The sequence below is a fragment of the Comamonas sp. F1-6 genome (genome assembly GCF_039581415.1).
GTDB lineage: Bacteria > Pseudomonadota > Gammaproteobacteria > Burkholderiales > Burkholderiaceae_C > Comamonas > Comamonas thiooxydans.
The window spans coordinates 1-24,919 of the sequence record NZ_JBCPWN010000003.1 but is presented as its reverse complement, the minus strand read 5'-3'; the positions used below and the strand labels follow the sequence as shown (position 1 = coordinate 24,919).

26 protein-coding genes are annotated in these 24,919 nt (G+C 62.0%); 15 read left to right on the top strand and 11 right to left on the bottom strand.

The annotated features are described in order from the left end of the window. Positions 1 to 20 precede the first annotated feature (20 nt). Entirely contained in the window at positions 21 to 176 is a 156-nt protein-coding gene (locus tag AAIL66_RS04035; RefSeq protein WP_165571813.1) for a hypothetical protein, read from the bottom strand. A 369-nt stretch (positions 177 to 545) separates the two neighbouring features. Here AAIL66_RS04035 and AAIL66_RS04030 point away from each other — a divergent pair, with 369 nt between their 5' ends. From AAIL66_RS04030 to AAIL66_RS04005, 6 genes are read left to right on the top strand one after another with little or no spacing between them, the layout of a single operon-like run. Continuing rightward, on the top strand, positions 546 to 1,295 hold the full coding sequence (locus AAIL66_RS04030) for an ABC transporter ATP-binding protein (RefSeq protein WP_034352020.1): 750 nt from the start codon (positions 546 to 548) through the stop codon (positions 1,293 to 1,295). Further along, the gene (locus AAIL66_RS04025; protein WP_034352018.1) at positions 1,288 to 1,881 is read left to right on the top strand and encodes an energy-coupling factor transporter transmembrane protein EcfT; all 594 of its coding nucleotides are present in this window, start codon (positions 1,288 to 1,290) and stop codon (positions 1,879 to 1,881) included. Before AAIL66_RS04030 ends, AAIL66_RS04025 begins: the two co-directional genes overlap by 8 nt. A gap of 10 nt (positions 1,882 to 1,891) precedes the next feature. Then, positions 1,892 to 2,485, top strand: a complete 594-nt coding sequence (locus AAIL66_RS04020) for a biotin transporter BioY (protein WP_034352015.1) — start codon at positions 1,892 to 1,894, stop codon at positions 2,483 to 2,485. Next, positions 2,482 to 3,993: an AMP-binding protein gene (locus tag AAIL66_RS04015; protein WP_343496063.1), complete on the top strand. Its 1,512-nt coding sequence runs from the start codon at positions 2,482 to 2,484 to the stop codon at positions 3,991 to 3,993. Before AAIL66_RS04020 ends, AAIL66_RS04015 begins: the two co-directional genes overlap by 4 nt. A 5-nt stretch (positions 3,994 to 3,998) precedes the next feature. Beyond that, positions 3,999 to 5,222 (top strand): beta-ketoacyl synthase N-terminal-like domain-containing protein, encoded by a 1,224-nt coding sequence (locus AAIL66_RS04010; RefSeq protein ID WP_343496062.1) that lies wholly within the window; start codon positions 3,999 to 4,001, stop codon positions 5,220 to 5,222. A 25-nt stretch (positions 5,223 to 5,247) separates the two neighbouring features. Next, positions 5,248 to 5,961, top strand: a complete 714-nt coding sequence (locus tag AAIL66_RS04005; protein ID WP_343496061.1) for a nitroreductase — start codon at positions 5,248 to 5,250, stop codon at positions 5,959 to 5,961. Positions 5,962 to 6,194: 233 nt separating this feature from the next. Here AAIL66_RS04005 and AAIL66_RS04000 read toward each other — a convergent pair whose 3' ends face one another. The 4 genes from AAIL66_RS04000 to AAIL66_RS03985 all read right to left on the bottom strand — a co-directional run bounded on the left by AAIL66_RS04000 (position 6,195) and on the right by AAIL66_RS03985 (position 9,367). Further along, positions 6,195 to 6,995, bottom strand: a complete 801-nt coding sequence (locus AAIL66_RS04000) for a MetQ/NlpA family ABC transporter substrate-binding protein (RefSeq protein ID WP_012838141.1) — start codon at positions 6,993 to 6,995, stop codon at positions 6,195 to 6,197. A gap of 204 nt (positions 6,996 to 7,199) precedes the next feature. Further along, positions 7,200 to 7,508 (bottom strand): single-stranded DNA-binding protein, encoded by a 309-nt coding sequence (locus tag AAIL66_RS03995; protein ID WP_302091101.1) that lies wholly within the window; start codon positions 7,506 to 7,508, stop codon positions 7,200 to 7,202. A gap of 141 nt (positions 7,509 to 7,649) precedes the next feature. Further along, the gene (locus tag AAIL66_RS03990; RefSeq protein ID WP_003070061.1) at positions 7,650 to 8,315 is read right to left on the bottom strand and encodes a methionine ABC transporter permease; all 666 of its coding nucleotides are present in this window, start codon (positions 8,313 to 8,315) and stop codon (positions 7,650 to 7,652) included. 5 nt (positions 8,316 to 8,320) lie between these two features. Then, a complete protein-coding gene (locus AAIL66_RS03985) occupies positions 8,321 to 9,367 on the bottom strand; it encodes a methionine ABC transporter ATP-binding protein (protein ID WP_003070063.1) in 1,047 nt (348 codons plus the stop codon). Between the two features lie 328 nt (positions 9,368 to 9,695). Between AAIL66_RS03985 and AAIL66_RS03980 the strand changes: the two genes are divergently transcribed. The 4 genes from AAIL66_RS03980 (at position 9,696) to AAIL66_RS03965 (ending at position 14,945) form a co-directional block, all read left to right on the top strand. Then, complete coding sequence (locus AAIL66_RS03980) at positions 9,696 to 10,106, top strand: hypothetical protein (RefSeq protein WP_343496181.1); 411 nt, start codon at positions 9,696 to 9,698, stop codon at positions 10,104 to 10,106. Between the two features lie 420 nt (positions 10,107 to 10,526). Further along, on the top strand, positions 10,527 to 11,912 hold the full coding sequence (locus AAIL66_RS03975) for a DUF1329 domain-containing protein (RefSeq protein ID WP_343496060.1): 1,386 nt from the start codon (positions 10,527 to 10,529) through the stop codon (positions 11,910 to 11,912). A gap of 124 nt (positions 11,913 to 12,036) precedes the next feature. Then, positions 12,037 to 13,440, top strand: a complete 1,404-nt coding sequence (locus AAIL66_RS03970; protein WP_343496059.1) for a DUF1254 domain-containing protein — start codon at positions 12,037 to 12,039, stop codon at positions 13,438 to 13,440. A gap of 17 nt (positions 13,441 to 13,457) precedes the next feature. Continuing rightward, positions 13,458 to 14,945: an MBL fold metallo-hydrolase gene (locus AAIL66_RS03965; RefSeq protein WP_343496058.1), complete on the top strand. Its 1,488-nt coding sequence runs from the start codon at positions 13,458 to 13,460 to the stop codon at positions 14,943 to 14,945. Here the strand turns inward: AAIL66_RS03965 and AAIL66_RS03960 are convergent, their stop codons facing one another. Continuing rightward, positions 14,946 to 15,851 (bottom strand): MBL fold metallo-hydrolase, encoded by a 906-nt coding sequence (locus tag AAIL66_RS03960; RefSeq protein ID WP_034351992.1) that lies wholly within the window; start codon positions 15,849 to 15,851, stop codon positions 14,946 to 14,948. A gap of 94 nt (positions 15,852 to 15,945) precedes the next feature. Here AAIL66_RS03960 and AAIL66_RS03955 point away from each other — a divergent pair, with 94 nt between their 5' ends. The 3 genes from AAIL66_RS03955 to AAIL66_RS03945 are packed head-to-tail and all read left to right on the top strand — an operon-like array spanning position 15,946 to position 17,168. Beyond that, entirely contained in the window at positions 15,946 to 16,290 is a 345-nt protein-coding gene (locus AAIL66_RS03955; protein ID WP_034351989.1) for a metalloregulator ArsR/SmtB family transcription factor, read from the top strand. Continuing rightward, entirely contained in the window at positions 16,287 to 16,730 is a 444-nt protein-coding gene (locus tag AAIL66_RS03950; protein ID WP_343496057.1) for a YeeE/YedE family protein, read from the top strand. The genes AAIL66_RS03955 and AAIL66_RS03950 overlap by 4 nt, the downstream gene beginning before the upstream one ends. A gap of 18 nt (positions 16,731 to 16,748) precedes the next feature. Next, the gene (locus tag AAIL66_RS03945) at positions 16,749 to 17,168 is read left to right on the top strand and encodes a YeeE/YedE family protein (RefSeq protein WP_059440165.1); all 420 of its coding nucleotides are present in this window, start codon (positions 16,749 to 16,751) and stop codon (positions 17,166 to 17,168) included. Between the two features lie 183 nt (positions 17,169 to 17,351). On the opposite strand, the gene AAIL66_RS03940 is transcribed toward AAIL66_RS03945, so the two are convergent. Continuing rightward, positions 17,352 to 18,272 carry a LysR family transcriptional regulator gene (locus AAIL66_RS03940; RefSeq protein WP_003070090.1) on the bottom strand — a complete coding sequence of 307 codons (921 nt, stop codon included), beginning with the start codon at positions 18,270 to 18,272 and terminating at the stop codon, positions 17,352 to 17,354. A gap of 177 nt (positions 18,273 to 18,449) precedes the next feature. Between AAIL66_RS03940 and AAIL66_RS03935 the strand changes: the two genes are divergently transcribed. Continuing rightward, positions 18,450 to 19,121, top strand: a complete 672-nt coding sequence (locus tag AAIL66_RS03935; protein WP_343496056.1) for a phosphoribosyltransferase family protein — start codon at positions 18,450 to 18,452, stop codon at positions 19,119 to 19,121. Beyond that, positions 19,118 to 20,371 carry a hydantoinase/carbamoylase family amidase gene (locus AAIL66_RS03930; RefSeq protein WP_343496055.1) on the top strand — a complete coding sequence of 418 codons (1,254 nt, stop codon included), beginning with the start codon at positions 19,118 to 19,120 and terminating at the stop codon, positions 20,369 to 20,371. Before AAIL66_RS03935 ends, AAIL66_RS03930 begins: the two co-directional genes overlap by 4 nt. Positions 20,372 to 20,502: 131 nt before the next feature. Here AAIL66_RS03930 and AAIL66_RS03925 read toward each other — a convergent pair whose 3' ends face one another. From AAIL66_RS03925 to AAIL66_RS03910, 4 genes are all read right to left on the bottom strand, one after another. Beyond that, a complete protein-coding gene (locus AAIL66_RS03925; protein ID WP_343496054.1) occupies positions 20,503 to 21,504 on the bottom strand; it encodes a nitronate monooxygenase in 1,002 nt (333 codons plus the stop codon). A 4-nt stretch (positions 21,505 to 21,508) separates the two neighbouring features. Beyond that, positions 21,509 to 22,615 (bottom strand): CoA transferase, encoded by a 1,107-nt coding sequence (locus tag AAIL66_RS03920; protein WP_343496053.1) that lies wholly within the window; start codon positions 22,613 to 22,615, stop codon positions 21,509 to 21,511. Next, on the bottom strand, positions 22,612 to 24,753 hold the full coding sequence (locus AAIL66_RS03915; RefSeq protein WP_343496052.1) for an acetate--CoA ligase family protein: 2,142 nt from the start codon (positions 24,751 to 24,753) through the stop codon (positions 22,612 to 22,614). The genes AAIL66_RS03920 and AAIL66_RS03915 overlap by 4 nt, the downstream gene beginning before the upstream one ends. Positions 24,754 to 24,796: 43 nt before the next feature. After that, a partial coding sequence (locus tag AAIL66_RS03910; protein ID WP_343496180.1) for an acyl-CoA dehydrogenase family protein occupies positions 24,797 to 24,919 on the bottom strand: 123 nt, incomplete at its 5' end.

Genomic DNA, 24,919 nt, shown 5'->3' with positions numbered 1-24,919 from the left:
ATAGATCAAAAGCGATTTTTTCAGAAAAATTCTGGTGCTTGTACATTGCCTGCTTGAGCCCGAAAGCCGCCAATCCCGCCCCGGTTTGCCTGCCAGACGACAGGCGCCGGCAACAAGCTTGCGCTCATCAGCCCTGCAAGCCACGTCAAAACACAGTCAATCACATCAATTTCCATGCCGGTGCGTATGCAGTTTGAGCGAAGTTAGCCCCTGAAGCAGGCAAGAACGGCACACAGAAATTCTTCACTCTGCAACACGCAGTCATCAGGGGTACAACTGCCACGAAATGCGGGCCAAATGACAACAGACATCCGCTCCAGGTAAAGAAATCAATTCTTATAGAAAATTCACATAAAAAGAGCTCAGATGGCGGGCTTTTGAAAGCAAATTCACAGCGCTAGAATCCGCCACCAGCGCTGCCTCGTATGTTTGAAGCCGGGGCACGGTTTCAGATTTCTCCGTATGTCAGCCCTTTTCGTTTCTTGCCATCCAAATTCCAGCCCGGCGCCTTGCAGCCCTGCCATTCCCGCAGTTGGAGCTGATGTATGAGTGATGGATTGCAAAGCCCCGCCCAACAGGGTGTGCAGTTGGTCGATATACGGCTGCAGCGCGGCCAGACCCAGGTGTTTGACGGCCTGAGCCTTAGCCTGACTGAAACGCGCATTGGCGTGATCGGCAACAACGGCGCGGGCAAGTCCAGCCTGTTCCGCCTGCTTTGCGGGCTCGAGCTGCCCCAGGCCGGACAAGTACTGGTGGATGGCATGCCCTTGCTGCAGGCGCGCGAGCACAAGCCCGGCCTGATCGGCCTGATGTTCCAGAATCCGGACGATCAGATCATCTTCCCTACCGTGGAGGAAGAACTGGCCCTGGGCCTTCGCCCCCAGGGCCTGAGCAAGCAGCAAGCCAGAGCCAGGGCGCGCGAGTTGCTGGCCGCACGCGGCCTGGCCCACTGGGCCGAGCGGGCCGTCAGCAGTCTGAGCCAGGGCCAGCGCCAGCAGGTGTGCTGGCTCTCGCTGCTGATTGCGGCGCCGCAACTGCTGCTGCTGGACGAGCCCTTTGCCAGCCTGGACCTGCCCGGTCAGGCCCGCTTGGCCCAGGATATTGCCACCGCACCGCAACAGGTGCTGGTCTCCACCCATGTGCTTGACCATGTGCGCGACTTTGAGCGCGTGATCTGGCTGGAGCAAGGCCGGCTGCGTGGCGACGGCCCTGGCCGCGACATCTGCAGCGCCTACGAGACCTCCGTACAGGAGCAGTTGCTGAAGAAAAGCCCGCACGGAGACCTGCATGGGTAGCCTCTACAGCGAAGTTGCGACCTGGCTGCATCGCTGGTCGGCCGGCCTCAAGCTCTTGCTGCTGGCGGTTTTCGGTACGCTGTTGTTTCTGATAGCCAACCCCTGGGCGTTGGCGTGCTGCGGCGTGGCTTGCCTGGTTCTCTGGATATCGCTGGGCGAGGCCACACAGGTGGCGCGCCGGCTGATGCGCTCGGTTATCGTCGCGGCGCTGCTGGTGGCGGGCTTTCATGCCTTCATGGGCAACCCTTTGCTGGCAGCCGTCAGCAGTCTGCGGCTGATCTGCGCCTCGACCCTGGGCATTGCGCTGACCATCACCACCCGCCCCAGCGATCTGGTCGAGGTACTGGAATGGCTGCTCGCCCCGCTGGCCCGCTTGGGCATCCCCACCGAGCGCGTGGCCATGCAGCTTGCACTCATGCTGCGCTTTACCGAACATTTCTTTGTGCAATGGACAAAGCTGGACGAGGCATACCGCCTGCGCACCGGCAAAAGCGGCGGCCTGCGCCTGATTGCACCGCTGACGATTCATATGCTGCAGGCCACGCGCCGTGTGGCCGACGCCCTCTGGGCAAGACTGGGTTTCTAGGAGAGCATTGATGACTACCACACCCTCTCACACCGTATCGCGCGGCGGCGCACGCTCCATGGCTCAGGTATCGCTGTTCGCCGCCCTGATGGCCGTGATGGGCCTGATTCCCAAGATCGACCTGCCGTTCGGCGTGCCCATCACCATCCAGTCGCTGGGCGTGATGCTGGCAGGCGTCATGCTCGGGCCCTGGCGCGGCCTGCAGTCCATGGCACTGTTTCTCGCGGCCGTGGCCGTAGGTCTGCCACTGTTGTCGGGCGGTCGCGGCGGCATCGGAGTCTTCATGGCACCGTCTGCCGGCTATCTGATCGGCTACATGCTGGCCGCAGGCATCACTGGCGCCATCATGGCTGCCCTGCCGCAGAGCACGCCGCGTCGCACGGCGCTGAGCGCCTTCATCGCCTCCTTGATCGGCGGCCTGCTGTGCCTGCATGCCTTTGGCGTGCTGGGCCTGATGCTGATCGCCAAGATGAGCCTGAGTCAGGCCTTTGCCGTGACGCTGGCCTTTGTCCCCGGCGACTTCATCAAATGTGTTCTCTGCGCCATCATCGTCCACACCGTGGCACGCGGAATGCCTGACTGGCGTTTTGGCGGTCGCCGGTGAACGCGCTGTCCGCGGCGGCACCGCTGCAGGGTTTCTGGCAGCTGGTTCATGGCCCGCTGGCCTATTGGGCGCAACACCGGCCCGATGTTGTGGCCTTGCAGAGCGAGGCCGGCTCCTGGACCTTTGGCGATCTGCATGCCGAGGTCGAGCAGCGCTCGGCACGCCTGGTGGCGCAACGCGCACCGCAAATGCTGCTGCTGGATGCCAGCCGCTCAACGCTGGAGCGGCTGGTGGACTTTCTGGCCGTGATCCACAGCGGCCGCTGCGCGGCGGTTGCCGACCCCGACTGGCAACCTGCCGTGCGCCAGCGCATTGAAAGCTGGCTGCCCGCGCAGCCCTGCGAGCTGGAATCGGCAGCACCGACGGCAGCCTTTTATACCGGCTTTACCTCGGGCAGCACTGGCCTGCCCAAGGGCTTCAAGCGCCACCATCTGTCGTGGACGGAGAGCTTTCGCGTCGGCCTGCAGGATTTCGGCCCCGTCGTCGCCCAGCGCACGCTGGCACCGGGGCGCATCTCGCATTCGCTGTTTCTGTTCGGCGCCATGCAAGGCATCTGGTATGGCTGCGGCGCCGTCATGCAGGAGAAGTTCTCGGCCTCGCGCTGTCTCGCAACCCTGGCGCGCGGCGATACCCCCTGTCTGGTCGCCGTGCCCAGCCAGTTGCTGCTGATGCTGCAATGGGCCGAGCATCGGCAGCTCGCACCGATTCCCGAGGTCGAGCTGATCACCATCAGCGGCGCGCGCTGGATGCGCGCCCACACGCCGGCGCTGCGCGCTCTGTTCCCCAAGGCCCGCATCATCGAGTTCTATGGCGCCTCCGAAGCCAGTTTTGTCGCCTGGATGGATGCCGACGAAGCCAGCGGCCCGCAGGCAGTGGGCAGGCCATTCAGCAATGTGGAGCTATCCATTCGCCCCACCGGCAGCGATGCCGCAGAGAATGCGCTGGCCGAGCATGACACCAGCCATGCCAGCGACGGCCTGATCTATATCCGCAGTCCCATGCTGTTCATGGACTATGTGGGCGACGCCCATGACGCCACGGCCGTGCTGCGCGATGGCGACTGGCTGTCCGTGCGCGACATGGGTCATATCGACGAACGTGGCATGCTGTGCCTGGCAGGCCGCCAAAGCCGCATGATCGTCACCCAGGGCAAGAACCTGTTTCCCGAGGAAGTGGAGAACCTGCTGGCCAGCCACCCGGCGATTGTCCAGGTCTCGCTGCACGGCCAGGCCGATGCGCTGCGAGGCCTGCAGGTACACGCTGTGCTGCAATGGAGGCCGCAGACCGAGGCGCCTTCGGCCCTGGAGCTGAACCAGTGGCTGCGCGAGCGCACCGAAGCCTTCAAGGTGCCGCGCCAGTGGTGGGTTTGCGAACACTGGCCGCAGACAGCCAGCGGCAAGACCGACCACGGCCAACTGGCCCAGGCCCTGCGCGCCAGCATGGCCGGGCCTGCGGGAGCTGCCATATCCCCTGCCCTGCTCCCCTCATTGCGGCCGTGGCAGAGTTGAGGCCCATGCCAAGCAAGACCCCCATCATTGCCTGGGCACGCAGCCCGGTGGCTCCGCTAGGCTCGGCCCTGGCCCAGCTCAGCCCTCATGAACTGGGCCGGCCGCTGCTGCTGTCACTGCTGCAGCAAAGCGGATTGCCGGCCCATGCCGCGGATGCGGTCGTCGTCGGCAACGCCCTGGGAGCTGGCGGCAACCCGGCGCGCATGCTGGCACTGGCCTCAGGCCTGCCCGATGGCTGCGCCGCGCACACCATCGATACCCAGTGCTGCTCGGGCCTGGATGCGGTGGCCATGGCCGTGGGTCTGCTGCAATCGGGTCAGGCCGAGGTGGTGATTGCCGGCGGCATCGAGGCCTGGAGCCGCGCCCCCATTCGCCAGACCCGCCCGCAGCTCCCAGGCGAGCAACCCCAAAGCTACGAGCGCCCGCCATTTGCGCCCGATCCCGAGCGCGATCCCGATATGTTGCAATCGGCGGCCGACTATGCGCTCGCGCATGGATTCAGCCGCAGCCGGCAGGAGCAGTACGCGCTGCTGAGCCACAGCCGGGCCCTGGCCGCCCAGGCGCAACTCGCCCCGGAAATCGTGCCCATGGCAGGACTTGAGGCCGATGCCTATCCGCGCGCGCTGCAGCCTGCACGTGCCGCGCGCATGCCGACCCTGGCCCGGGGCAGCTGTGAGGGCGCGAGTGCCGACGATATCGCGGCCCACGCACTCAGCCCCCTGACCGTCTCGGCCAAGGCCGATGGTGCGGCCCTGATCCTGCTGGCCACGCCCGAGGCCTGCGCCCGCTGGAATCTACAGCCCCGCGCGCAATGGCTGGCCAGCGCCAGCGTGGGCGCTGCGCCAGAAACACCGCTGCTGGCGGCCATTGCGGCGGCGCAGATGGCGCTGGCCCGTGGCAGCCATGCGCTGGCCAGGCCGCACAACTCACCGTTGCTGGCCCGGGATCTTTCGGCCATCGAACTGCATGACGCCTTTGCCGTGCAAGGCCTGGCCTTTTGCACCGCCATGGGCCTTGCGCCCGAGCAGATCAACAGCGCAGGCGGCGGCCTGGCGCGCGGTCACCCGATAGGCGCTTCAGGCGCGATTGCGCTGGTGCGCTGCCTGGCTCAGCTTGAGTATCAGGCCCGGTCATCGACACCCAAGGCCGGACTCGGCCTGGCGACCATCGCCGGAGCCGGCGGCATCGGAGCGGCAACCCTGGTGCAATGGCTGCAAGCCGCTCCCTGAATTCATTTTTGATAGCTATTACCCCATGTCCAGCAACGGTTCAGTCGTAAAAACATCTGAAGGCTTCGACTTGCCGGCAGGCATGGCGCTGATGCAGCAGCGCCGCTCCACACGTGCTTTTCTGCCCGATGCCGTGCCTGACGCGCTGCTGGAGCAACTGCTGTTGACGGCGCGCCAGGCGCCCAGCGGCGGCAATCTGCAACCAGGCCAGCTGATCGCGGTACGCGGCAAGCTGCGCGAGCAACTGACTGCCGCCCTGCTGCAGGACGTTGAAAGCCAGGTGCCCGAATGCGAGGACTACGCCTACTTTCCGCGCCCCATGCCCATGCAGCTGCGCAAGCGCCAGGTGGCTTCGGCACAAGCGCTTTACGGCGCCCTTGGCGTGGCGCGCGACGACCGCGCCGGGCGCGAAGCGCAGTTTGCGCGCAACTACCGCTTCTTCGATGCACCCGTGGCGCTGGTCGTCACCATCGACGCCCATTACGGCCCCGGCGGCTATCTGGATCTGGGCATGACGCTCTACGGCCTGCAACTGGCCGCCGCCGCCATGGGCCTGGGCAGTTGCGCCATCGGCGCCCTGGCCTCGTACCCGGCCACCGTGCGCCGCGTGCTGGGCCTGGCCGAAAACAAGCACATCGTCTGCGGCCTGGCCCTGGGCTGGGCCGACGAGTCCGCCCCCGTCAACCAGACCCAGACCACGCGTGCGCCGCTGGGCGAGTGGTTTCAGGCAATGGAATAACTAAAAAAACGATAGCTATCAGCACAATCCATCAATAGATCTGAAGGTATTTTCTACCTAAAACAAAATACCAGCGAGCGCTAGCAGCTATCCATTGGAGAGCAGTAAAAAAGCGCTGCAAGTGCAGCGCTTAGTTCGATGCCCGTCAAACAGGCGCCGCCCCGCAGCGAGGCTATCGTCTCCCTTGGGGCGCGCGGCCAGGGCAAGGCGCGAAGCGCCTCAGGGGGTAGTCATCAGAACGCCGGGAAGACCGATCCCTTGAATTCCTTGTCGATGAACTGGCGCACCTCATCGGAGTGATAGGACTTGATCAGCTGGGCGACCCATGGCTGATTCTTGTCGGCATCGCGCACCACCATGATGTTCACATAGGGGTTCTTGGCCGACTCCAGCGCAATCGCATCCTTCTTGGGGTTCAGACCAGCCGAGATCGCGAAGTTGGTGTTGACGGTGGAGGCATCCAGATCGTCCAGCGAACGTGGCAACTGGGCCGCATCCAGCTCGACGAACTTGAGCTTCTTGGGGTTGGACACCACATCCAGGGGCGTCGCCTTCAGGCCAGCACCCTCCTTGAGCTTGATCAGACCCTGGGTCTGCAGCAGCAGCAGCGCGCGGCCGCCATTGGTGGGGTCGTTGGGGAGGCCGAACTTGGCGCCGGTGGGGAGCTCGGACAAAGCCTTGATCTTCTTGGAGTAGATGCCGATAGGGAAATTCACCGTGTCGGCCACCCAGCTGATCTTGTAGCCACGATCCTTGAGCTGAGCATCCAGATAGGGGCGGTGCTGGTAGCTGTTGGCATCCAGGTCGCCGGCTGCCAGCGCCGCATTGGGCTGGACATAGTCGCCGAACTCGATGACCTTGAGGTTCAGACCGTTCTTGGCAGCAACCTTTTTGACCACCTCCATGATCTGCGCGTGAGGGCCGGCGGTCACGCCGATCTTGATGGTCTTGTCCTGGGCCTGGGCGGCAAAACCCAGGGTGGCCGCCGCAGCCACAGCCAATGTGGTGCGCAAAAGCGAGCGCTTGTTCAACATGCAGATTCCTTGTGCCAAAGATTGAGAGTGGCTAAGACTGTAGCGTCAGTTTCATGTGCCGGAGCGCTGTTTCTTAGACAGATTGCTCAGATGCAAACTACAGAATGGCAATACAAGCCGCAACGGCTTGCATGCGGCAACCCAAGCGCCCACAAAAAAAGCCCGCTCCTTCACGGTGGCGGGCTTGTCTGCATGCGCAGGCTGTCAAAGATCGGACATCGTGGGTGCTGCCAGCACCTGCTGGGCCACCACGTCGAGCACAGCATGGGACTCGTCCTGCCTGTCGATCCAGACCTTGGGCGTGAAGCTGCCACGCAAGGCAATCGCATCTCCTTCGGAGAGACTGCGCAGCACGGCGCAGGGTGCGTTGTCGAAAGCGACGATATTCACGGGAATCGAGGAGCCGTCGCCGGCATTGGCTCGCATGCGGGCCACCATATAGGGGCGGCGGTTGCGGTCTACGCGACTCTCGGGGACGCCGGTCAGTCGGCCGGTAATCAAACCATCCATCATTTGCTGTTATCTACCCAGAAAAAATCATGGCCGCCCTTGAGCAAGAGCGGCCTTTCAAAAAATCTCGAACCTGCATTTTAGGGCGGCGCCTGTTTCCAGGTAGCAGCCCTTTTCTTAATTTTTTGTAATGTACGCCAGTGCTCAGCGATGGCTCAGACGGCGCACGGCCCAGTCGCCCAGGCTTTGAATGGCTTGAACAAAGAAGATCAGGATGATCACCACGACCAGCATCACGTCGGGCAAGAAACGCTGGTAGCCGTAGCGAATACCCAGGTCGCCCAGGCCACCACCGCCGATGGCACCCGCCATGGCCGAGTAGCCGGTCAGGCTGACGAAACTGATGGTCAGACCCGCGACGATGCCAGGCAGCGCCTCGGGCAGCAGCACCTTCCAGACGATCTGGCCGGTGGTCGCACCCATGGACTGGGCCGCTTCGATCAGGCCTCCATCGACTTCACGCAAGGCAGTCTCCACCAGACGGGCCACAAAAGGCGCCGCCGCAATCGTCAACGGCACCACGGCCGCCCAGGTGCCGATGGAGGAGCCGGTGATCAGACGCGTCAGCGGAATGATGGCCACCAGCAAGATGATGAAGGGGGTGGAGCGCAGCGCATTCACGATCCAGCCGACAACCTTGTTGGCCGGGCCGTTCTGCAAGATGCCCCCATGGTCGGTCAGGCGCAGGAAAACGCCCAGCGGAATACCGATCAAACCGCCGATCAGGCCCGAGACGCCAACCATGATCAGCGTCTCCCAGAAGGAATCCAGCAGCAGCTGGAGCATCATTTCCGAAAAATTCTCAAACATCGCTCTCAATCCTTGCTGGACACGATCTGCACTTGCACACCGCTGGCACGCAGGTGCTCCACGGCCGCGTCAATCTTGGCGGCCTCGCCGCTGGCATACACCGCCAGCGAACCAAAGGTCTGCTCCTGGATCTCGTCGATCTGGCCGTGCAGAATCGATAGATCCAGACCCAGTTCGCGAATCAGGTGCGACAAAATGGGCTGATAGGCGCTCTCACCCGCATAGGAAAGACGCAACAGCTGGCCTTGCTGGCCGGGCTGCAACTGTGCTGCCAGCTGGTTCACACGCGTCATCACCGACTCGGGCAGTTGCTGCGGCACGATTTCGTCGATCAGGCTCTTGGTGATCGCCTTCTGAGGCCGGGTGAAGACATCGATCACAGGCCCCAGCTCGGCGATCTCGCCGCCGTCGATCACGGCCACGCGGTCGGCAATCTGCTTGATCACCAGCATCTGGTGGGTGATCAGCACCACGGTAACGCCCAGCTCACGATTGACCTTGCGCAGCAGGTCCAGAATGGAGCGCGTGGTTTCGGGGTCCAGTGCCGACGTGGCTTCGTCGCTCAGCAGAACCTTGGGGTTGCTGGCCAGCGCCCGGGCAATGCCCACGCGCTGTTTCTGCCCGCCGGAAATCTGGGCCGGATAGCGATCGGCCAGATGATCCAGGCCCACGAGCTCCAGCAGCGGCGTCACGCGCTGGTAAATCTCGTCCTTGGAAATACCGGCCAGCTCCAGCGGCAGTGCCACGTTGTCATACACAGTGCGCGAGGACAGCAGATTGAAGTGCTGGAACACCATGCCGATGTCGCGGCGCGCAGCGCGCAGCTCGCCGTCGGACAGCTGCATGAGGTCGCGTCCGTTGACGATGACCTTGCCTTCCGTGGGGCGGTTGAGCAGATTCAGGCAGCGCACCAGCGAGCTTTTGCCCGCGCCGGAGCGGCCGATGATGCCGAATACTTCGCCCGAAGCGATTTCCAGATTGATGCCACGCAAGGCGTGCACCGGGCCCTTGGGGCCTTGGTATGTCAGGGATAAATCCCGAATTTCTATCATGAAAAATATCGCGAATCACGCATGAACAATGCGATTGACGCTATAAAAAGTGATTGATCCCATCCCAGCTGCAGCGCTGCCGGGCAGCGGGCAATGCAGGCCTTCGTTCTGGTAGATGCCGGCAGATCAAGCCAGCCTACTTTTAGTAGTAACCCTCAATAATGCCTGAGTCTAGGCAAACCTGAGAGCAACTGGGACAAGTGAATTCACTTATGGCACCCCCAGCAAGCCATCAAACGCAGGCCTTGCCCGGGCCTGTCCCCACTGGCGGCACGGCACTGCAGGCCTTAGCATGCTTGCATCTGCCTCTGGTTTTCTCTGCCACCCTATGCAGCCGCTCCACCTGCCCATCCGTGTTGAATGCCCACCCGGCGCCTGCGACTGCCGACGGGAGCAGTTGCTGAGCACGCCAGATGCGGATCTGCGCATTCTGCAGCTCACGCGCGAAGAGGAGAAAAAGCTGCTGCAGCGCCTGGAGAGCATCAGCAGCCTGGTTGATCTCGAGCATATGCAGCAGCGCATTCACGCGCTGCTGGGCCTGGAGATACGCATCACCCCAGGCAACAACGAGGTTCGCACCATGCGCGGCATCCAGATCGATCTTGGCGACCTGCCGGGCCTATGCCGCAAAACGCGCCAGAGCATTCCCGCCGCGATCCGCAAGGGACTGGAGCGCAAGCCCGAGATTGCCTGGGCCCTGCTGGATGCTCATGACCTGTTTGGCATGGCCGGCAACTGAGCCAAGCAAGGGCAACGCCCGGCAGCAAAGCAGGCACTTCGTCACTTGAGCCTTGGGACACCGGTAGTCCTTACGGCCTACGCCGCCCGGCCCATGGTGGCCTTTCGCTTTCAAAAGCATCACGCTTGATATTCCTCAAGCGCATTTTCATCTTGGTTTTCCCTAGGTCAATCACCACAGGTTTTCCCTTGCTTGCCCGAGTCGGCGCAGAGCTGGAGCAGCAGTCTGTCTCTGAGGTGACTTCGATAGACCTTACGGGCTAGTCCAAACGAGCGATGGTGAGCCGCAAAGCTCGCTTGAACATTGAATTCATCGACAGGCGTCAAGTCAGCGACTAGCTGACCTGGACTAGACCTTGGCCCGATTCGCGGGCAGATCGATAGTGCAAATGCTGCACACATACATCTTTGAGGATTCGTGATGGAAAGCAACCTGAGCTACCGCGCCCTGATCGCGCTGACCGTGACCAGCGTCATGGCTGGTGCAGCCGCCGCCAAAGGCAGCCCCGAAGAAATTGAAAAGCTGGGCAAGTCCTTGACCTGTATCGGCGCCGAAAAGGCCGGCACCGCCAGCGGCGTGCCCGAATACACGGGCAAATGGCTGGGAACACCACCTGGAATTCAGTACACGCCGCATGCGGGTCAGCACCCTGTGGACCCTTATGCCAGTGAAAAGCCCCTGTTCTCCATCACGGCCGAGAATGTCGCCAAGTACGCCGCCAATCTGACCGAAGGCCAGAAGGCCATGTTCGCGCGCTATCCCAAGACCTTCAGCATTCCCGTGTATCCGGGCCATCGTGACTTCCGCTATCCGGACTTTGCTTGCGCCTCGGCCAAAGCCAATGCGCAGAACGCCGTGATCAGCGCTGACGGAATGGGGGCTGACAACGCGGTCAAGGGAGCCATACCGTTCCCCTTCCCCAAGACTGGCATGGAACTGGCCTTCAACAACCTGTTTCCGCTGCGCTCGTTCACCGAACACACACTGCGTGACAACGCCTACGTGATGCAGGATGGCTCCACCGTCTTCGGCCGCGCCGACAACCGCAGCATGAGCTTGCTGAACTCCCCCGAGCAGGCCGGCAAGCCGCTGGAAGGCACCATGGCCCAGGGCATGAATGCGGTCAAGCTGCCCGAGCGTGAGAAAGGTGGGGTCAGCGTCAGCAGAGAGCCGGTCAACTTCAGCAAGGACAAGCGCCTGGGCTGGAGCTATGACCCGGGTACACGCCGGGTGCGCCAGATTCCCGAGTACGGCTTTGACCAGCCCATGGGCGGCGGCGTGGGCGCCAAGATGACGATTGACTCCGACCGTCTCTTCAATGGCTCGCCCGAGCGCTACAACTGGAAGAATCTGGGCAAGAAGGAAATCTACATTCCCGCCAATGCGTACAAGATTCACGCCAATACCGTGAAGTACGCCGATCTGCTCAAGCCCGGCCATGCCAACCCCGACTACATGCGCTATGAACTGCGCCGCGTCTGGGTGCTGGAAGCCACGCTCAAGGAAGGCTATCGCCATCTCTATGGCAAGCGCGTGCTTTTCCTTGACGAAGACACCGGCCACGCCGTGATGAGCGACTTCTACGATGCACGCGGCAATCTGTGGCAGCAAGGCCTCATCAATTACTACTACGCGTTCGACTCCAACGCCTGGCATGCAGGCACGGCCTTCTACCACGACCTGATTGGTGGCGGCTACGTGGCCTACAACATGTTCCAGGAGCGCCCCAAGGGCCCCGTGCTCAACAAGGGAGACATGAACCCATCCATGTTCACCCCTGAAGCCACGCGCAACGCCGGCACCTGAGCACGCCCGGCACCAAGACCATCGCCTGAGCATGCGTCACCAACTGCTCGCGGGAGACAAGTCCGGGCCTCGATGAAGAAAGCGCAGGCCCCGGACATCACTGCAAAAACACTATCTCAATCACATGTCAAATTTGAACCGCGCTGGGCTGCGCGCCATGGCGACTGCTGCATTGGGCCTTTGCCTGGGCATGGCCCATGCCCATGCCCAGACCTCCGCAGCCACCGAAGACCAGGCTCTGGACAGCCTGATCCGCGAGGCCATGCTCTACGCCTACCCCTATCAGGAATTCATGAAAATGCGGCATGAAGCCCTGGAGGTCAAAGACTCACCCACCGCCACCACGCTCAACCACTTCCGCCACTCGCGCCACCTGGCCACGCCCAAGGACCGCTGGGCCAACGGCCCGATTCGAGACACCTTCTACTCCACCTCCTGGCTGGATCTGGAGAGATCTCCACTGGTGCTGTCCCTGCCCGAAACCCATGGCCGCTATTACGTGATTGCCATGATCGGGGCCGACCTCAACACCTTCTCCTACGTGGGCAGGCGCATTGGGGGCACAAAGTCACGCAAGGTCGCCCTGGTCGGCCCGCGCTGGAGCGGCAAGATTCCGCAGGTGGATCAGATCGTCAGAGCACCCACACGCGATGTCTACCTGAATCTGCGGGTGCTTGTCACCGGCGAAGACGACCTCAAGGCCGCCCATGCTGTTCAGGACGGCTTTCGCATAGCGCCGGTGTTCCCAACGACCGAGGACGGCCCGCGTCTCAAGCCCCGAGCGCAGGACTGGGGCCGCTTTGTCGATGTGGCCAACGAGGCTCTGGTGCGCAACCCTCCTCCCGGCACGGAACAAGAGCTGCTTGAGCGCTTTGCCCGCGTCGGCATCTGTGGCGCGGCCTGCAGCTGGGACAAGCTGCCAGAGCCCGTGCAGCAGCGCTGGCTGGCACTGGCCCCCGAGATCGAGAAAAACGAGCTCAAGAATCGCCTGAATGCCGACCGCAAGACGGCAGACCCTAGACGCAGAAACGGCTGGACGCCTTATCGCCTGCCTGACGGGTTTGGCAGCAACTACGCCATGCGTGCCCAGTCGGCAGCCATGTCGGGCGGCATCCTGGGCCTGGAGGCCGCAGAAGCCACTTATTTCGCTGCCAGTGTGGACGGTAACAATCAGGCTCTCGGCAAGGGACAGGCATACCGCCTGCATCTGCCCCAAGGTCGCCTGCCCGCCGATGCCTTCTGGTCCATCTCTCTCTATGAATTCGTGACTGGTGGTCAGTACATGGTGGACAACCCCATCAACCGCTACTCCATTGGCGACCGTACCAAGGGCATGAAGTTCAATGCCGACGGCAGTCTGGACATCTGGCTGCAACCCGCGGACCCCGGCCCCGAAAAGCGTGCCAACTGGCTGCCGACACCCAAGGAAAACCTGTTTTACCTGATGGCCCGTGCCTACCAGCCTTGGCCCGAGGTGCTCGATCCCTCCTGGATTCTGGAGCCCGTTCAACCCATCAAGCCCGAATAGTCGCAAGAGGTCTCTTCATGAAAAAACACTCACAACATTGTTTGAGCATTCTGAGCATGGCGCTGGCACTGAGCCAGCTGGGCATGGGCACTGCACAAGCCCACGAGCCGGATGATCGCGCTGTCTCGGGCATCCAGAATCCGGCCTATATGGCAGCACGGGCCCAGGTCTACAAAGCCAATCCCCAGATGGTCCAATCCATCAAGGAAGGCGGAGGCTTTGGCGCCGAGCTGTCCATCGCAGTGGCCAACAATATGTGCAGTCGCACCAACCAGAACGCGATTGCCGACGCACGCGCCAAGCTCAAGGTACAAGAGCTGGCCCCGCGCACCTGGCTGCTGCGCTTTCCCATCGTCAATGTGGTGGTGTTTGAGACCGATGAAGGTCTGGTACTGGTCGATAGCGGCTATGCACCCGCCGGTCCCGCGCTGGCAGAAACGCTGAAGAAGCTCAGCAACAAGCCGCTGCACACCGTCATCCTCACGCATTTCCATGCCGACCATGCCTTTGGCGCCTGGGCCTTGATGGACCAGAAGCCACGTGTGGTCACCGAGCAGCGCTTCATCACGCAGATGGAGCTGGACATGCGCAGCAACGGGCTGATTGCGCGCAACAATCAGCAAGGCGCGGCCGATGTGCCCCGCACCTGGGCAGATGCAGTTAGGCCCACGCAGACCTTCCACAGCAAGACCACACTCAGGATCGGTGGTGAGGACTTTGTGCTGACCCATGCGCGCGGTGAGACCGAAGACCAGATCTGGGTTGCCGTGCCGGGCCGCAAGATTGTGGCCAGTGCAGACTACTTTCAGGACTTCTTGCCCAATGCCGGCAACGGCAAGCGCCGCCAGCGCTACCCCGAGGAATGGGCCCAGGCTCTGCGCGATATGGCAGCCCTCAAGCCCGAGCTGCTGCTGCCTGCCCATGGCCCGGCCATCACCAAACCCGAGGAAATTCAGGACCGACTGCCCGCCCAGGCCCAGATGCTGGATAGCATCTCCAAGCAAGTGGTGGCTGGCCTCAACAGCGGAGTACGCCGCGATCAGGTCATTGAAAAAGTGGCGCTACCGCCGGAGCTTGCCAAGCGCAGCGATGCGCGCGAGCTCTATGTCTCGGCCAAGGACATAGGCCGCATGGTGGTCAGCGAGTACAGCGGCTGGTGGGACGATATTCCATCGCACTGGCGCCCGGCGCCCCTGGCCAATGAGGCCAAAGAAATCGTGCAGCTAGCCGGCGGTGCCAGGCCGGTGATTCAGCGTGCAGTGGCGCTGGCAGACAGCAATCCGGAGCTGGCCTCCCATCTCGCCGACTGGGCCTGGTATGCGGACAGCGATGACCCCGAGGTGGCTCAAGGCGCACTGAAAGTCTATTCCGCGCGTGTTGCCAAGCCTCTGCCCACGCAGGAAGTGCTGGTTTATGCCGAGCACATGGTGCGCCTGCAGCTCAAGCTCAATGAGCTGAACAGCACGCGCGCGGCCAGCGCCAGTCAGAGCAGCACAGCGCAATAATCACTGCTGCAGACCCTGCGGAAGCTGCCCATTCTTGGCAAAGGCATTGATGGGCAGCTGAATATAGGTACGGCCATCGTCCTGTGCAGGCGGCAGCTTGCCGGCACGCACATTGACCTGCACCGAAGGCAGAATCAGCGTGGGCATATCCAGCGTGGCGTCGCGTGCAGTGCGCATCTGCACAAACTCCGCCTCGCTGACGCCATCATGCACATGGATGTTGCTGTCGCGCTGGGCCTGTACCGTGGTCTGCCATTGCGGCTTGCGCCCAGCCGGCGGGTAGTCGTGGCAGACCCAAATGCGGGTCTGTCCAGGTAGTTCCAGAATGCGCCGAATCGAACGATAGAGCGTCGCCGCATCGCCGCCGGGAAAGTCGGCACGTGCCGTGCCCACATCGGGCATGAACAAGGTATCGCCCACAAACACGGCATCCTCCACACGGTAGGCCATATCGGCCGGAGTATGGCCGGGCACATGCATGGCCAGCAACTCCAGCTGACCCAGCGGCAGACGTTCGCCATCCTGCACCAGATGGTCGAACTGGCTGCCGTCAGGCAAGAAGCTGCGCTCGAAGTGATAGATCTTGCGAAACACGGCCTGCACATCGCGGATATGGGCACCGATCGCCACCTTGCCGCCCAGATGGTGACGAATATGCTGGGCCGCGGAAAGATGATCCGCATGAGCGTGAGTTTCCAGAATCCACTGCAGCTGCCAGCCATTGGCTCGCACATAGTCGATCAGCTTGTCCGCGGAGCGGCTGCTCAGGGTGCCGGATTTGGGCTCGAAATCCAGCACCGGGTCAATCACTGCCGCCTGACCACTGATCGTATCGGCCAGAACATAGCTCACGGTACCGGTAGCCGCATCAAAAAACGGCTCGATATGCATCACATTGGCTGACATGGTGACTCCTAAAACGATGTACCCGAAACACCGAAGCACACCAATTAATTTACTTTTTTATATAATATATGAAAATATTTTGAAAAGTGAAACAATGAGCTCATCAACCTTTGACGAAGCACAGGCCACGCTGGATTTGCATGCCATGCGAACCCATGCAGGCGAAGCTGTGGCCATGCTCAAGCTACTGGGCAATGAAGACCGGCTGCTGCTGCTGTGTCAGCTCTCCCTGCAGGAGCGCACCGTGGGCGAGTTGGAGCAACTGACAGGCGTGTCCCAGCCTACCTTGTCCCAGCAATTGGGCATTTTGCGGCGTGAGGGTCTGGTCACCACCCGCCGCGAAGGCAAATTCATCTGGTATCAGTTGGCCGATGCCCGCGCCCTGCAGCTGATGCAAACCTTGTATCAATTGTTCTGCCAATCAGGAGAGACAGCATGAATATCTTATGGAGTGAATTCACACCCTGGACATCGCTGGTCGGCGGCCTGCTGATCGGTCTGTCCGCCGCCCTGCTCATTGCCTTGCTGGGTCGCGTGGCCGGCATCAGCGGCATTACCGGTGCATTGCTGCAGTTGCCGACCTGGTCTTCCGTCAAGCAGTGGGGCTGGCGCCTGGCATTCATCCTGGGCATGGTTGCCGCGCCGTTGGCCTGGTCGCTGTTTGCCCCGCTGCCAGCCATGCAGCTGCCTTCCAGCCCGGCAATCATCATCGCCGCCGGCCTGCTGGTGGGCTTCGGCACGCGCATGAGCTCGGGCTGCACCAGCGGCCACGGCGTGTGCGGTCTGTCACGCCTGTCGCCGCGCTCTCTGGCCGCTACGGCAACCTTTATCGCCACGGGCGCCATCACCGTGTTCGTGATGCGCCATGTCATTGCTTGAGTCAGCAAGGAGAACATCATGATCATCAATATTGCAGCCTTGCTCTGCGGACTGGTGTTTGGCCTGGGTCTGATTCTTTCGGGTATGGGCAACCCCGCCAAGGTGCAGAACTTTCTGGATTTTTTCGGTCGATGGGATCCTTCGCTGGGCTTCGTCATGGGCGGAGCCATCGCCGTAGGCTTGATTGCCTTCACCTGGGCCAAGCGCCGCAAGACCGCTTTGCTGGGCGAGCCCATGCAACTGCCCACCAGCACCGTCATTGATCGCAAGCTGCTGACAGGCTCAGCCCTGTTTGGCATAGGCTGGGGACTGGCAGGTTTTTGCCCCGGCCCGGCGCTGATGAATCTGGCGACCCTTGCACCGCAAGTCTGGCTGTTTGTCGCCGCCATGCTGGCCGGCATGTGGGCGCAGCATCTGTGGGCTGCAAAGAAAGGCTGAGACCTGGCGGCGATCCGCTCAGGAGTCATCCACAAACCGACGTGCTTGGGCCGTGCAGGCTGTCTGCGTCACTTGCCCATTGCTTTGCAGGCACGCAATTGCAGACAGCGGCCGACCGACTGAAGTAACTCCAGCAAAGGCAGGCAAGCAGCGCCCATATCGCGTCATGCCATCCGCTCTGCCTCACTCCTTCGGCATCAGTGCCTGCGCAAAATGTCTGGCCGGCGCAGGCAGGTCGGCAAAGCTATTGGCATACAGCTTGAGGCTGCGCTCTGCCCAGGCATCGGTCAGCGGCACCGCATGCAGAGCACGAGCCTCGCCCAGTCTCTGGTACGCGCCTTCAGGCATGACGCCTACACCCAGCCCGCATTCGATCATTCGGCACATGGCACTCAGGCTGTCGACCTCGATGCGCTGGCGCAGCATTCGTCTGCCGGCGCGGGCTTCCTGATTGAGCACCTCCTGAACGATGCTGCTGTCGCGCAAACCGATCTGGGCATAGTCCAGTGCTTCTTCATAGGCCAGTTCCTGATGATGGGCCAGAGCGTGGTCATTGGGCATGATCAGTACCATGCGTTCATGCCGGTACGGCATGGACTCTAGGCCCTCGACTTCGTCGCTTGGACTGCAGACCCCCAGATCAGCCATGTGATCGCGCACGGCACGCGCTACCGAGCGACTGGTTGCCTGACGCAGATCGATGCGGATATCGGGATGATGCTTCACGAAGACAGCAATATCCTCGGGCAAGAACTGCTCCACGGCGGAGGCATTGGCACTGAGACGCACCAGCCCACGTACGCCCCGCGCATATTCGCCAAGATCGTCACGCAGGTGTTCGACACCCAGAAGAATCGTGCGCGCATGCGCGAGCAGCAACTCTCCGGCTGGAGTCGGGCGCACCCCGCGGGCATGGCGCAGCAGCAAGGGAGTGCGGGCCAGGGATTCCAGTTCGGCAACACGCTTGCTGACCGCCGAGGCGACCATGCCGCCCTGCTCGGCCGCCCGCGCAATACTGCCGTGCTCGCAGATCAGCACGAACAGATCCAGCGATGAAAGGTCTATCTGGCGCAGAAAGCTGCGCGGCGAAGTGAAGTCGGACATGGGGCGATGACAAGCAGGCGCACAGAAGCGCAGCCAGGGATTTCAAACAGGACGCAGCGGTCAACACCCAGATGCGCAGCTCAAGCCATCACGTTTTGGAACGGCTCGAGGAATTTTAGCCACTTCTTGCCACAAGCCTGCCTACTTAACATGCCCACTTTGCCAACATACACGCTCATGCTTCTTTCCACTTCCGACGCGCCACGCGTTGCCCGGGCCCTGGTCGGCCTCGGCGCTGTACGCATTGCTTCGCATCAACCGTTCATCTACACCTCGGGCTGGGCCAGCCCGGTCTATGTGGATGCCCAGGTCCTGATGTCCGATGTCGCTCTGCGCAGCGAAATCATGGACATCGCAGCCCGCTGCATGCGGCCACTGATTGCAGCTCGCGGCATCAATGCCATCGTGGGAACCGAAAGCTCGGGCATTGCCTTTGCGGCATGGCTGGCCGAGCGACTTGAGCTGCCCATGCTCTATCTGCGCAAGCGTCCTGTCGGCTGGGACATCACAGCCCAGCTCGAAGGCCGCCTGCCTGCCGATGCCAAGGTCCTGCTGGTGGATGACGTCACCACAGACGGTCGCTCCAAGGCCGGGACGGTTACCGCCCTGCGCCGCGCCGGTCCCGTGGTCGAGGACGTGCTGGTTCTGCTCGACTATGCGCTCTATGCCCCCCAAGCAGGCACCCTGGCCGATCACGCCTTGTCCCTGCATGCTCTGGCGACCTGGAATCAGCTGCATGAAGCGCTGCTTGCGAGCGGACAGCTCAGTGCCGAGCAAAAGGCCACGCTGGCGGACTTCTCGGCCTCGCCTGTGGACTGGTCCATCCGACATGGAGGTAGCGGAGCATGATGGCCTGCAACACCATGACGGATACCAGCGCACTGGCGCAAGCCCTGCTCTCTGAAATTCGCGATGCCACCCGCGACGGCCTTGGCGTCACCCGCGCAAGCTACGGCGAAGGCGAGACGGCTGCGCTGCGCATACTTGAGGAGCGGGCCGAAGATCTGGGCCTGAACCATGAATGGGATCGAGCCGGCAACCTGTGGTTGAGTCTGCCAGAGGAAAACCGGACGGAACCCTACGTCGTCGTTGGCTCTCATGCCGATTCCGTGCCGCAGGGCGGCAACTTCGACGGACTGGCAGGCATTGTCGCCGGCATGCTAATGCTGCTTCAGCTGCGCGGCCGCCACGAACAGGCTCCGCCACTGCGCGTTCTGGCCCTTCGCGGCGAGGAAAGCGCCTGGTACGGAAAGGCCTACCTCGGCTCTCTGTCCCTGCTGGGCAAGCTGCCCGCCGCCACATTGAAACGCCCTCACCGCGATGGCGCAGGCGTGTTGAGCGAAGCCATGTCGCGCTGCGGCGCCGATATCGACGCCATTCAACGCGCCGAGCCGCTGCTGGATCTCGCGAATATATCTGCCTATCTGGAGTTGCACATCGAGCAGGGGCCGGTCATGGTCAATCGCGGCTGGCCGGTGGCCCTGGTCACAGGCATCCGCGGCAACGTCCGTCACAACCTGATCCGCTGCATCGGCGAAACCGGCCACTCGGGCGCCGTGCCGCGCTGGCTGCGCAAGGATGCATTGCTGGCGGTTGCCGAGCTGCTGTCACGCATGGACGAACACTGGCGCGTGCTGCTGCAGATGGGCATGGACATGGTGATGACCACGGGCATCTGCTCCACCTCGGCGCAATCGCATGCCGTTTCCGTCATTCCCGGCGAAGTGGCCTTCAGCTTCGAGGTACGCAGCCAGGACACCCAGACACTGGAGCGCTTCTATACCCTGATGCGCGAAGAGTGCCAGGCCATAGAGCGCGCCCGCGGCGTGCGTTTCGAGTTCGACGAACGCCTGTTCACGGAACCGGCCACCATGGACGCCGATTGGCTGAACCGTCTGGAAGCAGCGGGGCAAGACATCAAACTGGAGCGCATGGCAAGCGGTGCCGGTCACGATGCGGCAGTATTTGCCAATGCGGGAGTACCGTCGGCCATGGTCTTCATTCGCAACGAAAATGGCTCGCACAATCCGCATGAAGCCATGGACATCGGCGACTTCCTGGCAGGAGTGGATTTGTTGACTCGCGCGCTGATTACCTGAAGCACGCCCGGTTCAGCTTGGCATGCCTGGGAGAGCATGGCCGATAGCAGCATATGGATTGCTCCTTGAACTGCTATCAACCTGATCACCATTAGAAGCTGTTGTCTATTTGGCGAATCCAAAGACCGCCGTCACGCTGCTTTCGACTCATAAAGGGTCGGCAGCCGACCAAGCGCTGTCCGAGTCTCTGTCATCAGCTGAGCTACGATCTGGCGCATCGGCTCGATACGCCTAGCGAAGGCGATCGACGGCCCAAGCGACAGCATGCCGCGCTGCCAGTCGCCCTTTTCATAGCAATGATCGCGGGCATGCCGACCGCTGATGAGATCACCGAAGGCCGCATGGTCCGTGGCCCCTGCTCGTTCGATTTCATCGATCTGACAGGCAGTTTCGTTTCTCAGCACGCGCCAGGTGTTTCCCAGCGTGTGCAGCAGACGCACCGTGGAGTGCTCATCGCAATCCAGCAGGTGCTCCTTGTAGCGTCGATGGGCGTTAATTTCTTCACACACCAGAAAGCGGCTTCCAATCATTACGCCCTCCATCCCTTGGGCCAAGACTGCCGCAATCTGGCGTCCATGGCCTATACCGCCGCCTAGTACAACAGGCACGTTGAACTGCTCGGCGGCCAGCGCCCCCATCAGCATAGTAGGCAACTCATTGGTGCCAGGGTGACCGCCTTCTTCCATGCCGATCAACGCAATGGCATCTGCTCCGGCGCGCTCTGCCGAGAGGGCATGGCGTATGCTGGGCGCTTTGTGGAGCACTACGGCGCCGGCAGCGTGCAACGTTTCGATGACGTTAGTAGGCGCATAGCCGGCAGTCTCGAAGAAGCGCACTCCGTGGCTCAGCGCAATCTCCAGCCAGCGCGTGACAGCGTGATTCGCCTCCGGCCGGCTGGAGAGGGTCAGGTTCACGCCGAAGGGTCGACCGCCAGTGAGTTCGGCACAGCGCATCAGCGCTGCGGCGAAATCCTCATCGCGCTCGAAGGAGCGAGGGGTGATGAAGCCCATGCAGCCTGCGTTGACCAGTGCGGCAACATAGTCTGCGTCGGAAAGCCACATCAGTCCGCCCCCTAGGATCGGGTGCTCGATCCCGAAGAGCTCAGTGATGCGCGTGCGAAAGACCTGCGCCATGGTCTCAGGTCCTGGCATTGTCGAGCTCGGGCGCGGGGCCAAGCGAGCCAGAGTGCACACCGACCATGGGCACCGGGTAGCGGACCAGCGTCATCGCAGCGCCGGCATCGAACTTCCCGCGCTGCGCGAACTGCGGCAGCTCGGATACAGCGGCAGGTTCGACCACCGGGGCGACCGGCACATCATGCTGCTCTAGCAGGGCGAAGGCTTGAGCGGAGTCCAGGGCTTGCAATTGCTGTGCGATGCGCTGATTGATGGCGGCCGCCACTGGCTTGCGAGCCTTATGCGGTCGATAGTCTTCAGCGGCGAAGGGCCCGAGGTCCAGTGCTGCGCATAGTCGTTGCCAAAAATGGTCCTCCAAAGCCGCGATGGAGACATATGATCCGTCGCGGCAGCGGAAAGCTCCATAGGCGGCTTTGAGCAGTGTTGCCTCCCGTTGGGTATCCAGCGAAACTGCACCGGCTTCGCTATACGCGCCTAGCCGGGGATTCATCCAATGCAAAGCACAGTCGGCGAGTGCCACGTCCAGGTACTGACCCTCACCGGTATGCCCGCGCTGTAGGAGTGCTGCAAGTGTCGAGGAGAGCGCGTACATTGATCCACACAGGTCTGCCACCGGTAGGCCGAAGCTCTGCGCAGGACCGCCTTCTGGCGTGCCAGACACAGCGAGGACACCGGCGGCGGCGAGGTAGTTGATGTCATGGCCCGGCAGTTGAGCCCAGGGCCCTTGCTGGCCATAGCCGCTGAGCGACACATACACCAGACGCGGAAATTGCGCGCACAGGCTGGCTGCATCCAGCCCCAGGCGCTTCATGACGCCAGGCCGATACGACTCAACCACCACGTCGGCGGTGGCGATGAGAGCCAGCACCTCACGCCGTTGTGTCTCGTCCTTGAGATCGACCAGCAGGCTCCTTTTGCCCCGGTTCACGGCTTCGAAGATGCCTGGCCCCATGTGGCGCACATTGTCGCCGCCGGGTGGGCGTTCGATCTTGATAACCTGCGCACCTAGTTCGGCCAAGCTCTGCGTGAAGAAGGGGCCCGGCAGCAGTTCGCTGAAATCGACGACCGTAATGCCATCCAGCGGTGGACGCATAGCCGTGGCATTCATTTGGGGTTCCCTTCCTTTTCGGTCATGCGCTCAATGATCACAGCGTCCAGCGGCATGGCACCTTCGCCGGCTGCCCCTACCCACACCGGGTTCAAATCCATCTCCTCGATTCGGTGTGCGCTCTCCATCACAAAGTCGGAAATGCGCAGCAGTAACTGTTCCAGCGCCGCCAAGTCGGCCACTGGCCGACCGCGTGCACCGTTCAGTAAAGGGAAACTGCGAATCTCGCGCACCATGGCTGCAGCGTCAGAGGCATCCAGCGGCAGCATGCGGCGCGACACATCGCGCAGGATCTCCACGTAAATGCCGCCCAGCCCGAAGGTCATCATGTGGCCGAACACCGGGTCGCGTGTGACGCCCACCATCAACTCCACGCCGCCGCGTGGCGCCATTTTCTCGATGAGCAGGCCGTCGATCGTTGCCTCCGGCTGATGCCGTTTCACGGACGCCATGATGCTTTTCCAGGCCTGCGCCACCTGCGCTGCATCTTGCAAGTTGATTTGTACGCCGCCGATGTCGGACTTGTGGACGATTTGCTCGCTGGCGATCTTGGCCACCACCGGGTAGCCCATCTCCGAGGCGAGCGTGCAGGCTTGCTGCTCGGAACTGGCCAGCGCATTGGGTAACAGCGGTATGCCAGCGTCACGTAACTGTTGCTTGGCTTGCGATTCAGACAAGCTGCGCGTTTCGAAGTTACCTGCAGGGGCCGTTTTAGGAAGCTTCACACGCGGAGTAGGGTTTGCACGCTGCCAGCGTCCGTATTCCACCCAGCGCGCAATGGCCGTGATGGCCTTGCCCACCGAGCGTGGCGGAGCAAACCCTTCCCGCACCAGCAGTTGGTAGCCATCACCCATACGATCGCTCATCCAGATCGGCACAATGGGCGCCCGGCTGCGTTTTTGCACATTGATGATGTTCTGCGCCATGCGAGTAGTGGTCTCGCCGTAGTCCAGGGCAATCGGCACGATGGTCAATGCCAGGTTAGCGTCAGAGGCCACCGCGCCCAAAGTCGTTTCCACCACGTTCTCATTGCTCAGCACCACGGTGGTCGTGTCCACGGGGTTGCCGATAGCAGCGTAGTCGGGCAAGTTAGCGCGCAGCACGGCCGTGGTCTCGGCAGTGAACGGTGCCAAGGTAAGTCCAGCCAAGCCCACCGCATCAGCCGCCAGCGCGGCAGTACCGCCCGACGAACAATAGATGCCGATGCCATCCTGCTCAGGTGGCATGGCTCGCGCGAAAAGCCAGGCGGTGTCCACCAATTCATCAATGTCACCCACCTCTATCACTCCGAATTGACGGAATACCGCGCTATTGACCTCGGCCGACCCGGTGAGTGAGGCCGTGTGTGACTGCGCCGCCTTGGCGCCGTATTCTGACTTGCCAACCTTCAACCCGATCACCGGCTTGCCATTGGCGGCAGCTCGCTGTACCGCTGCCGCGAACTTGGCCCCGTCCTTAATGCCTTCGAGCAGAGTGACAATGACGCGAATGTCTGGCGCGTCGGCCATGTAGTGGATGAAATCAGCAACCTGCAGATCCACCTCGTTGCCGGTGGAGGCCCACATGCCGATGCCGATGCCACGGTCCATGGCCTGCATCACGTTGCGGCCTAACCCGCCACCTTGTGTCGCCAGACCGATGGGGCCTTTGACCAGATCGTGTGGAAACGATGGCGAGAAGGTCAGACCTAAGCGCGCATTGACGTTGACCAAGCCCGGACAATTGGGCCCATACAGGCGCAGGCCACTGGCGTCGGCAATCTCCTTCATACGCGCCTGGGCTTGCTCGCCTTCGGCCCCGGCTTCGCCGAAGCCTGAGCTGAGGATGACGGCAAACGCGACCTTGCGTGACGCGCATTCTTCAATCACTCCGAGCACTCCACTTGCAGGAACGGCCACCACCGCCACGTCTGGCGTTGCCGGAAGTGCGCTGATGCTGGGCCAGCACTTGTGACCGCGGATTTCGGCTTTGCTTGGATTGACTAAATAGACCTCGCCTTGAAAGTCGGAGTGGGCTAACAAATTGGTAAGAGTGCGTTCTCCGATGCTGCCCTCTCGGTCGGAGGCGCCTACCAGAGCAATGGAGCGGGGATTCATCAAGCGCGTCAATTCTGCGGGCTTGGCGGAGGCATTCTGCATGGAAGTGTCCTTGGTGCGGAGGCTATCGTTCATGTCAACACGCTCAGGAAATAGCAGACATGCCGAGAATCTCGCGTCCGACAATCAGCGTTTGCACCTCGGTGGTTCCCTCAGGAATGGTGCCACCACGGGTGTCACGGAAAATGCGCTCGATGGGGTAATCGGT

Coding starts and splice junctions, on each gene's coding strand:
- AAIL66_RS03980 (WP_343496181.1), top strand. CDS start 9,696: ATGCAGCCGCTCCACCTGCCCATCCGTGTTGAATGCCCACCCGGCGCC.
- AAIL66_RS03940 (WP_003070090.1), bottom strand. CDS start 18,272: ATGTCCGACTTCACTTCGCCGCGCAGCTTTCTGCGCCAGATAGACCTT.
- AAIL66_RS03935 (WP_343496056.1), top strand. CDS start 18,450: ATGCTTCTTTCCACTTCCGACGCGCCACGCGTTGCCCGGGCCCTGGTC.
- AAIL66_RS04030 (WP_034352020.1), top strand. CDS start 546: ATGAGTGATGGATTGCAAAGCCCCGCCCAACAGGGTGTGCAGTTGGTC.
- AAIL66_RS04020 (WP_034352015.1), top strand. CDS start 1,892: ATGACTACCACACCCTCTCACACCGTATCGCGCGGCGGCGCACGCTCC.
- AAIL66_RS03930 (WP_343496055.1), top strand. CDS start 19,118: ATGATGGCCTGCAACACCATGACGGATACCAGCGCACTGGCGCAAGCC.
- AAIL66_RS04035 (WP_165571813.1), bottom strand. CDS start 176: ATGGAAATTGATGTGATTGACTGTGTTTTGACGTGGCTTGCAGGGCTG.
- AAIL66_RS03995 (WP_302091101.1), bottom strand. CDS start 7,508: ATGATGGATGGTTTGATTACCGGCCGACTGACCGGCGTCCCCGAGAGT.
- AAIL66_RS03960 (WP_034351992.1), bottom strand. CDS start 15,851: ATGTCAGCCAATGTGATGCATATCGAGCCGTTTTTTGATGCGGCTACC.
- AAIL66_RS03955 (WP_034351989.1), top strand. CDS start 15,946: ATGAGCTCATCAACCTTTGACGAAGCACAGGCCACGCTGGATTTGCAT.
- AAIL66_RS03950 (WP_343496057.1), top strand. CDS start 16,287: ATGAATATCTTATGGAGTGAATTCACACCCTGGACATCGCTGGTCGGC.
- AAIL66_RS04000 (WP_012838141.1), bottom strand. CDS start 6,995: ATGTTGAACAAGCGCTCGCTTTTGCGCACCACATTGGCTGTGGCTGCG.
- AAIL66_RS03945 (WP_059440165.1), top strand. CDS start 16,749: ATGATCATCAATATTGCAGCCTTGCTCTGCGGACTGGTGTTTGGCCTG.
- AAIL66_RS03925 (WP_343496054.1), bottom strand. CDS start 21,504: ATGGCGCAGGTCTTTCGCACGCGCATCACTGAGCTCTTCGGGATCGAG.
- AAIL66_RS03990 (WP_003070061.1), bottom strand. CDS start 8,315: ATGTTTGAGAATTTTTCGGAAATGATGCTCCAGCTGCTGCTGGATTCC.
- AAIL66_RS03975 (WP_343496060.1), top strand. CDS start 10,527: ATGGAAAGCAACCTGAGCTACCGCGCCCTGATCGCGCTGACCGTGACC.
- AAIL66_RS03920 (WP_343496053.1), bottom strand. CDS start 22,615: ATGAATGCCACGGCTATGCGTCCACCGCTGGATGGCATTACGGTCGTC.
- AAIL66_RS04010 (WP_343496062.1), top strand. CDS start 3,999: ATGCCAAGCAAGACCCCCATCATTGCCTGGGCACGCAGCCCGGTGGCT.
- AAIL66_RS03915 (WP_343496052.1), bottom strand. CDS start 24,753: ATGCAGAATGCCTCCGCCAAGCCCGCAGAATTGACGCGCTTGATGAAT.
- AAIL66_RS04025 (WP_034352018.1), top strand. CDS start 1,288: ATGGGTAGCCTCTACAGCGAAGTTGCGACCTGGCTGCATCGCTGGTCG.
- AAIL66_RS03985 (WP_003070063.1), bottom strand. CDS start 9,367: ATGATAGAAATTCGGGATTTATCCCTGACATACCAAGGCCCCAAGGGC.
- AAIL66_RS04005 (WP_343496061.1), top strand. CDS start 5,248: ATGTCCAGCAACGGTTCAGTCGTAAAAACATCTGAAGGCTTCGACTTG.
- AAIL66_RS03965 (WP_343496058.1), top strand. CDS start 13,458: ATGAAAAAACACTCACAACATTGTTTGAGCATTCTGAGCATGGCGCTG.
- AAIL66_RS03970 (WP_343496059.1), top strand. CDS start 12,037: ATGTCAAATTTGAACCGCGCTGGGCTGCGCGCCATGGCGACTGCTGCA.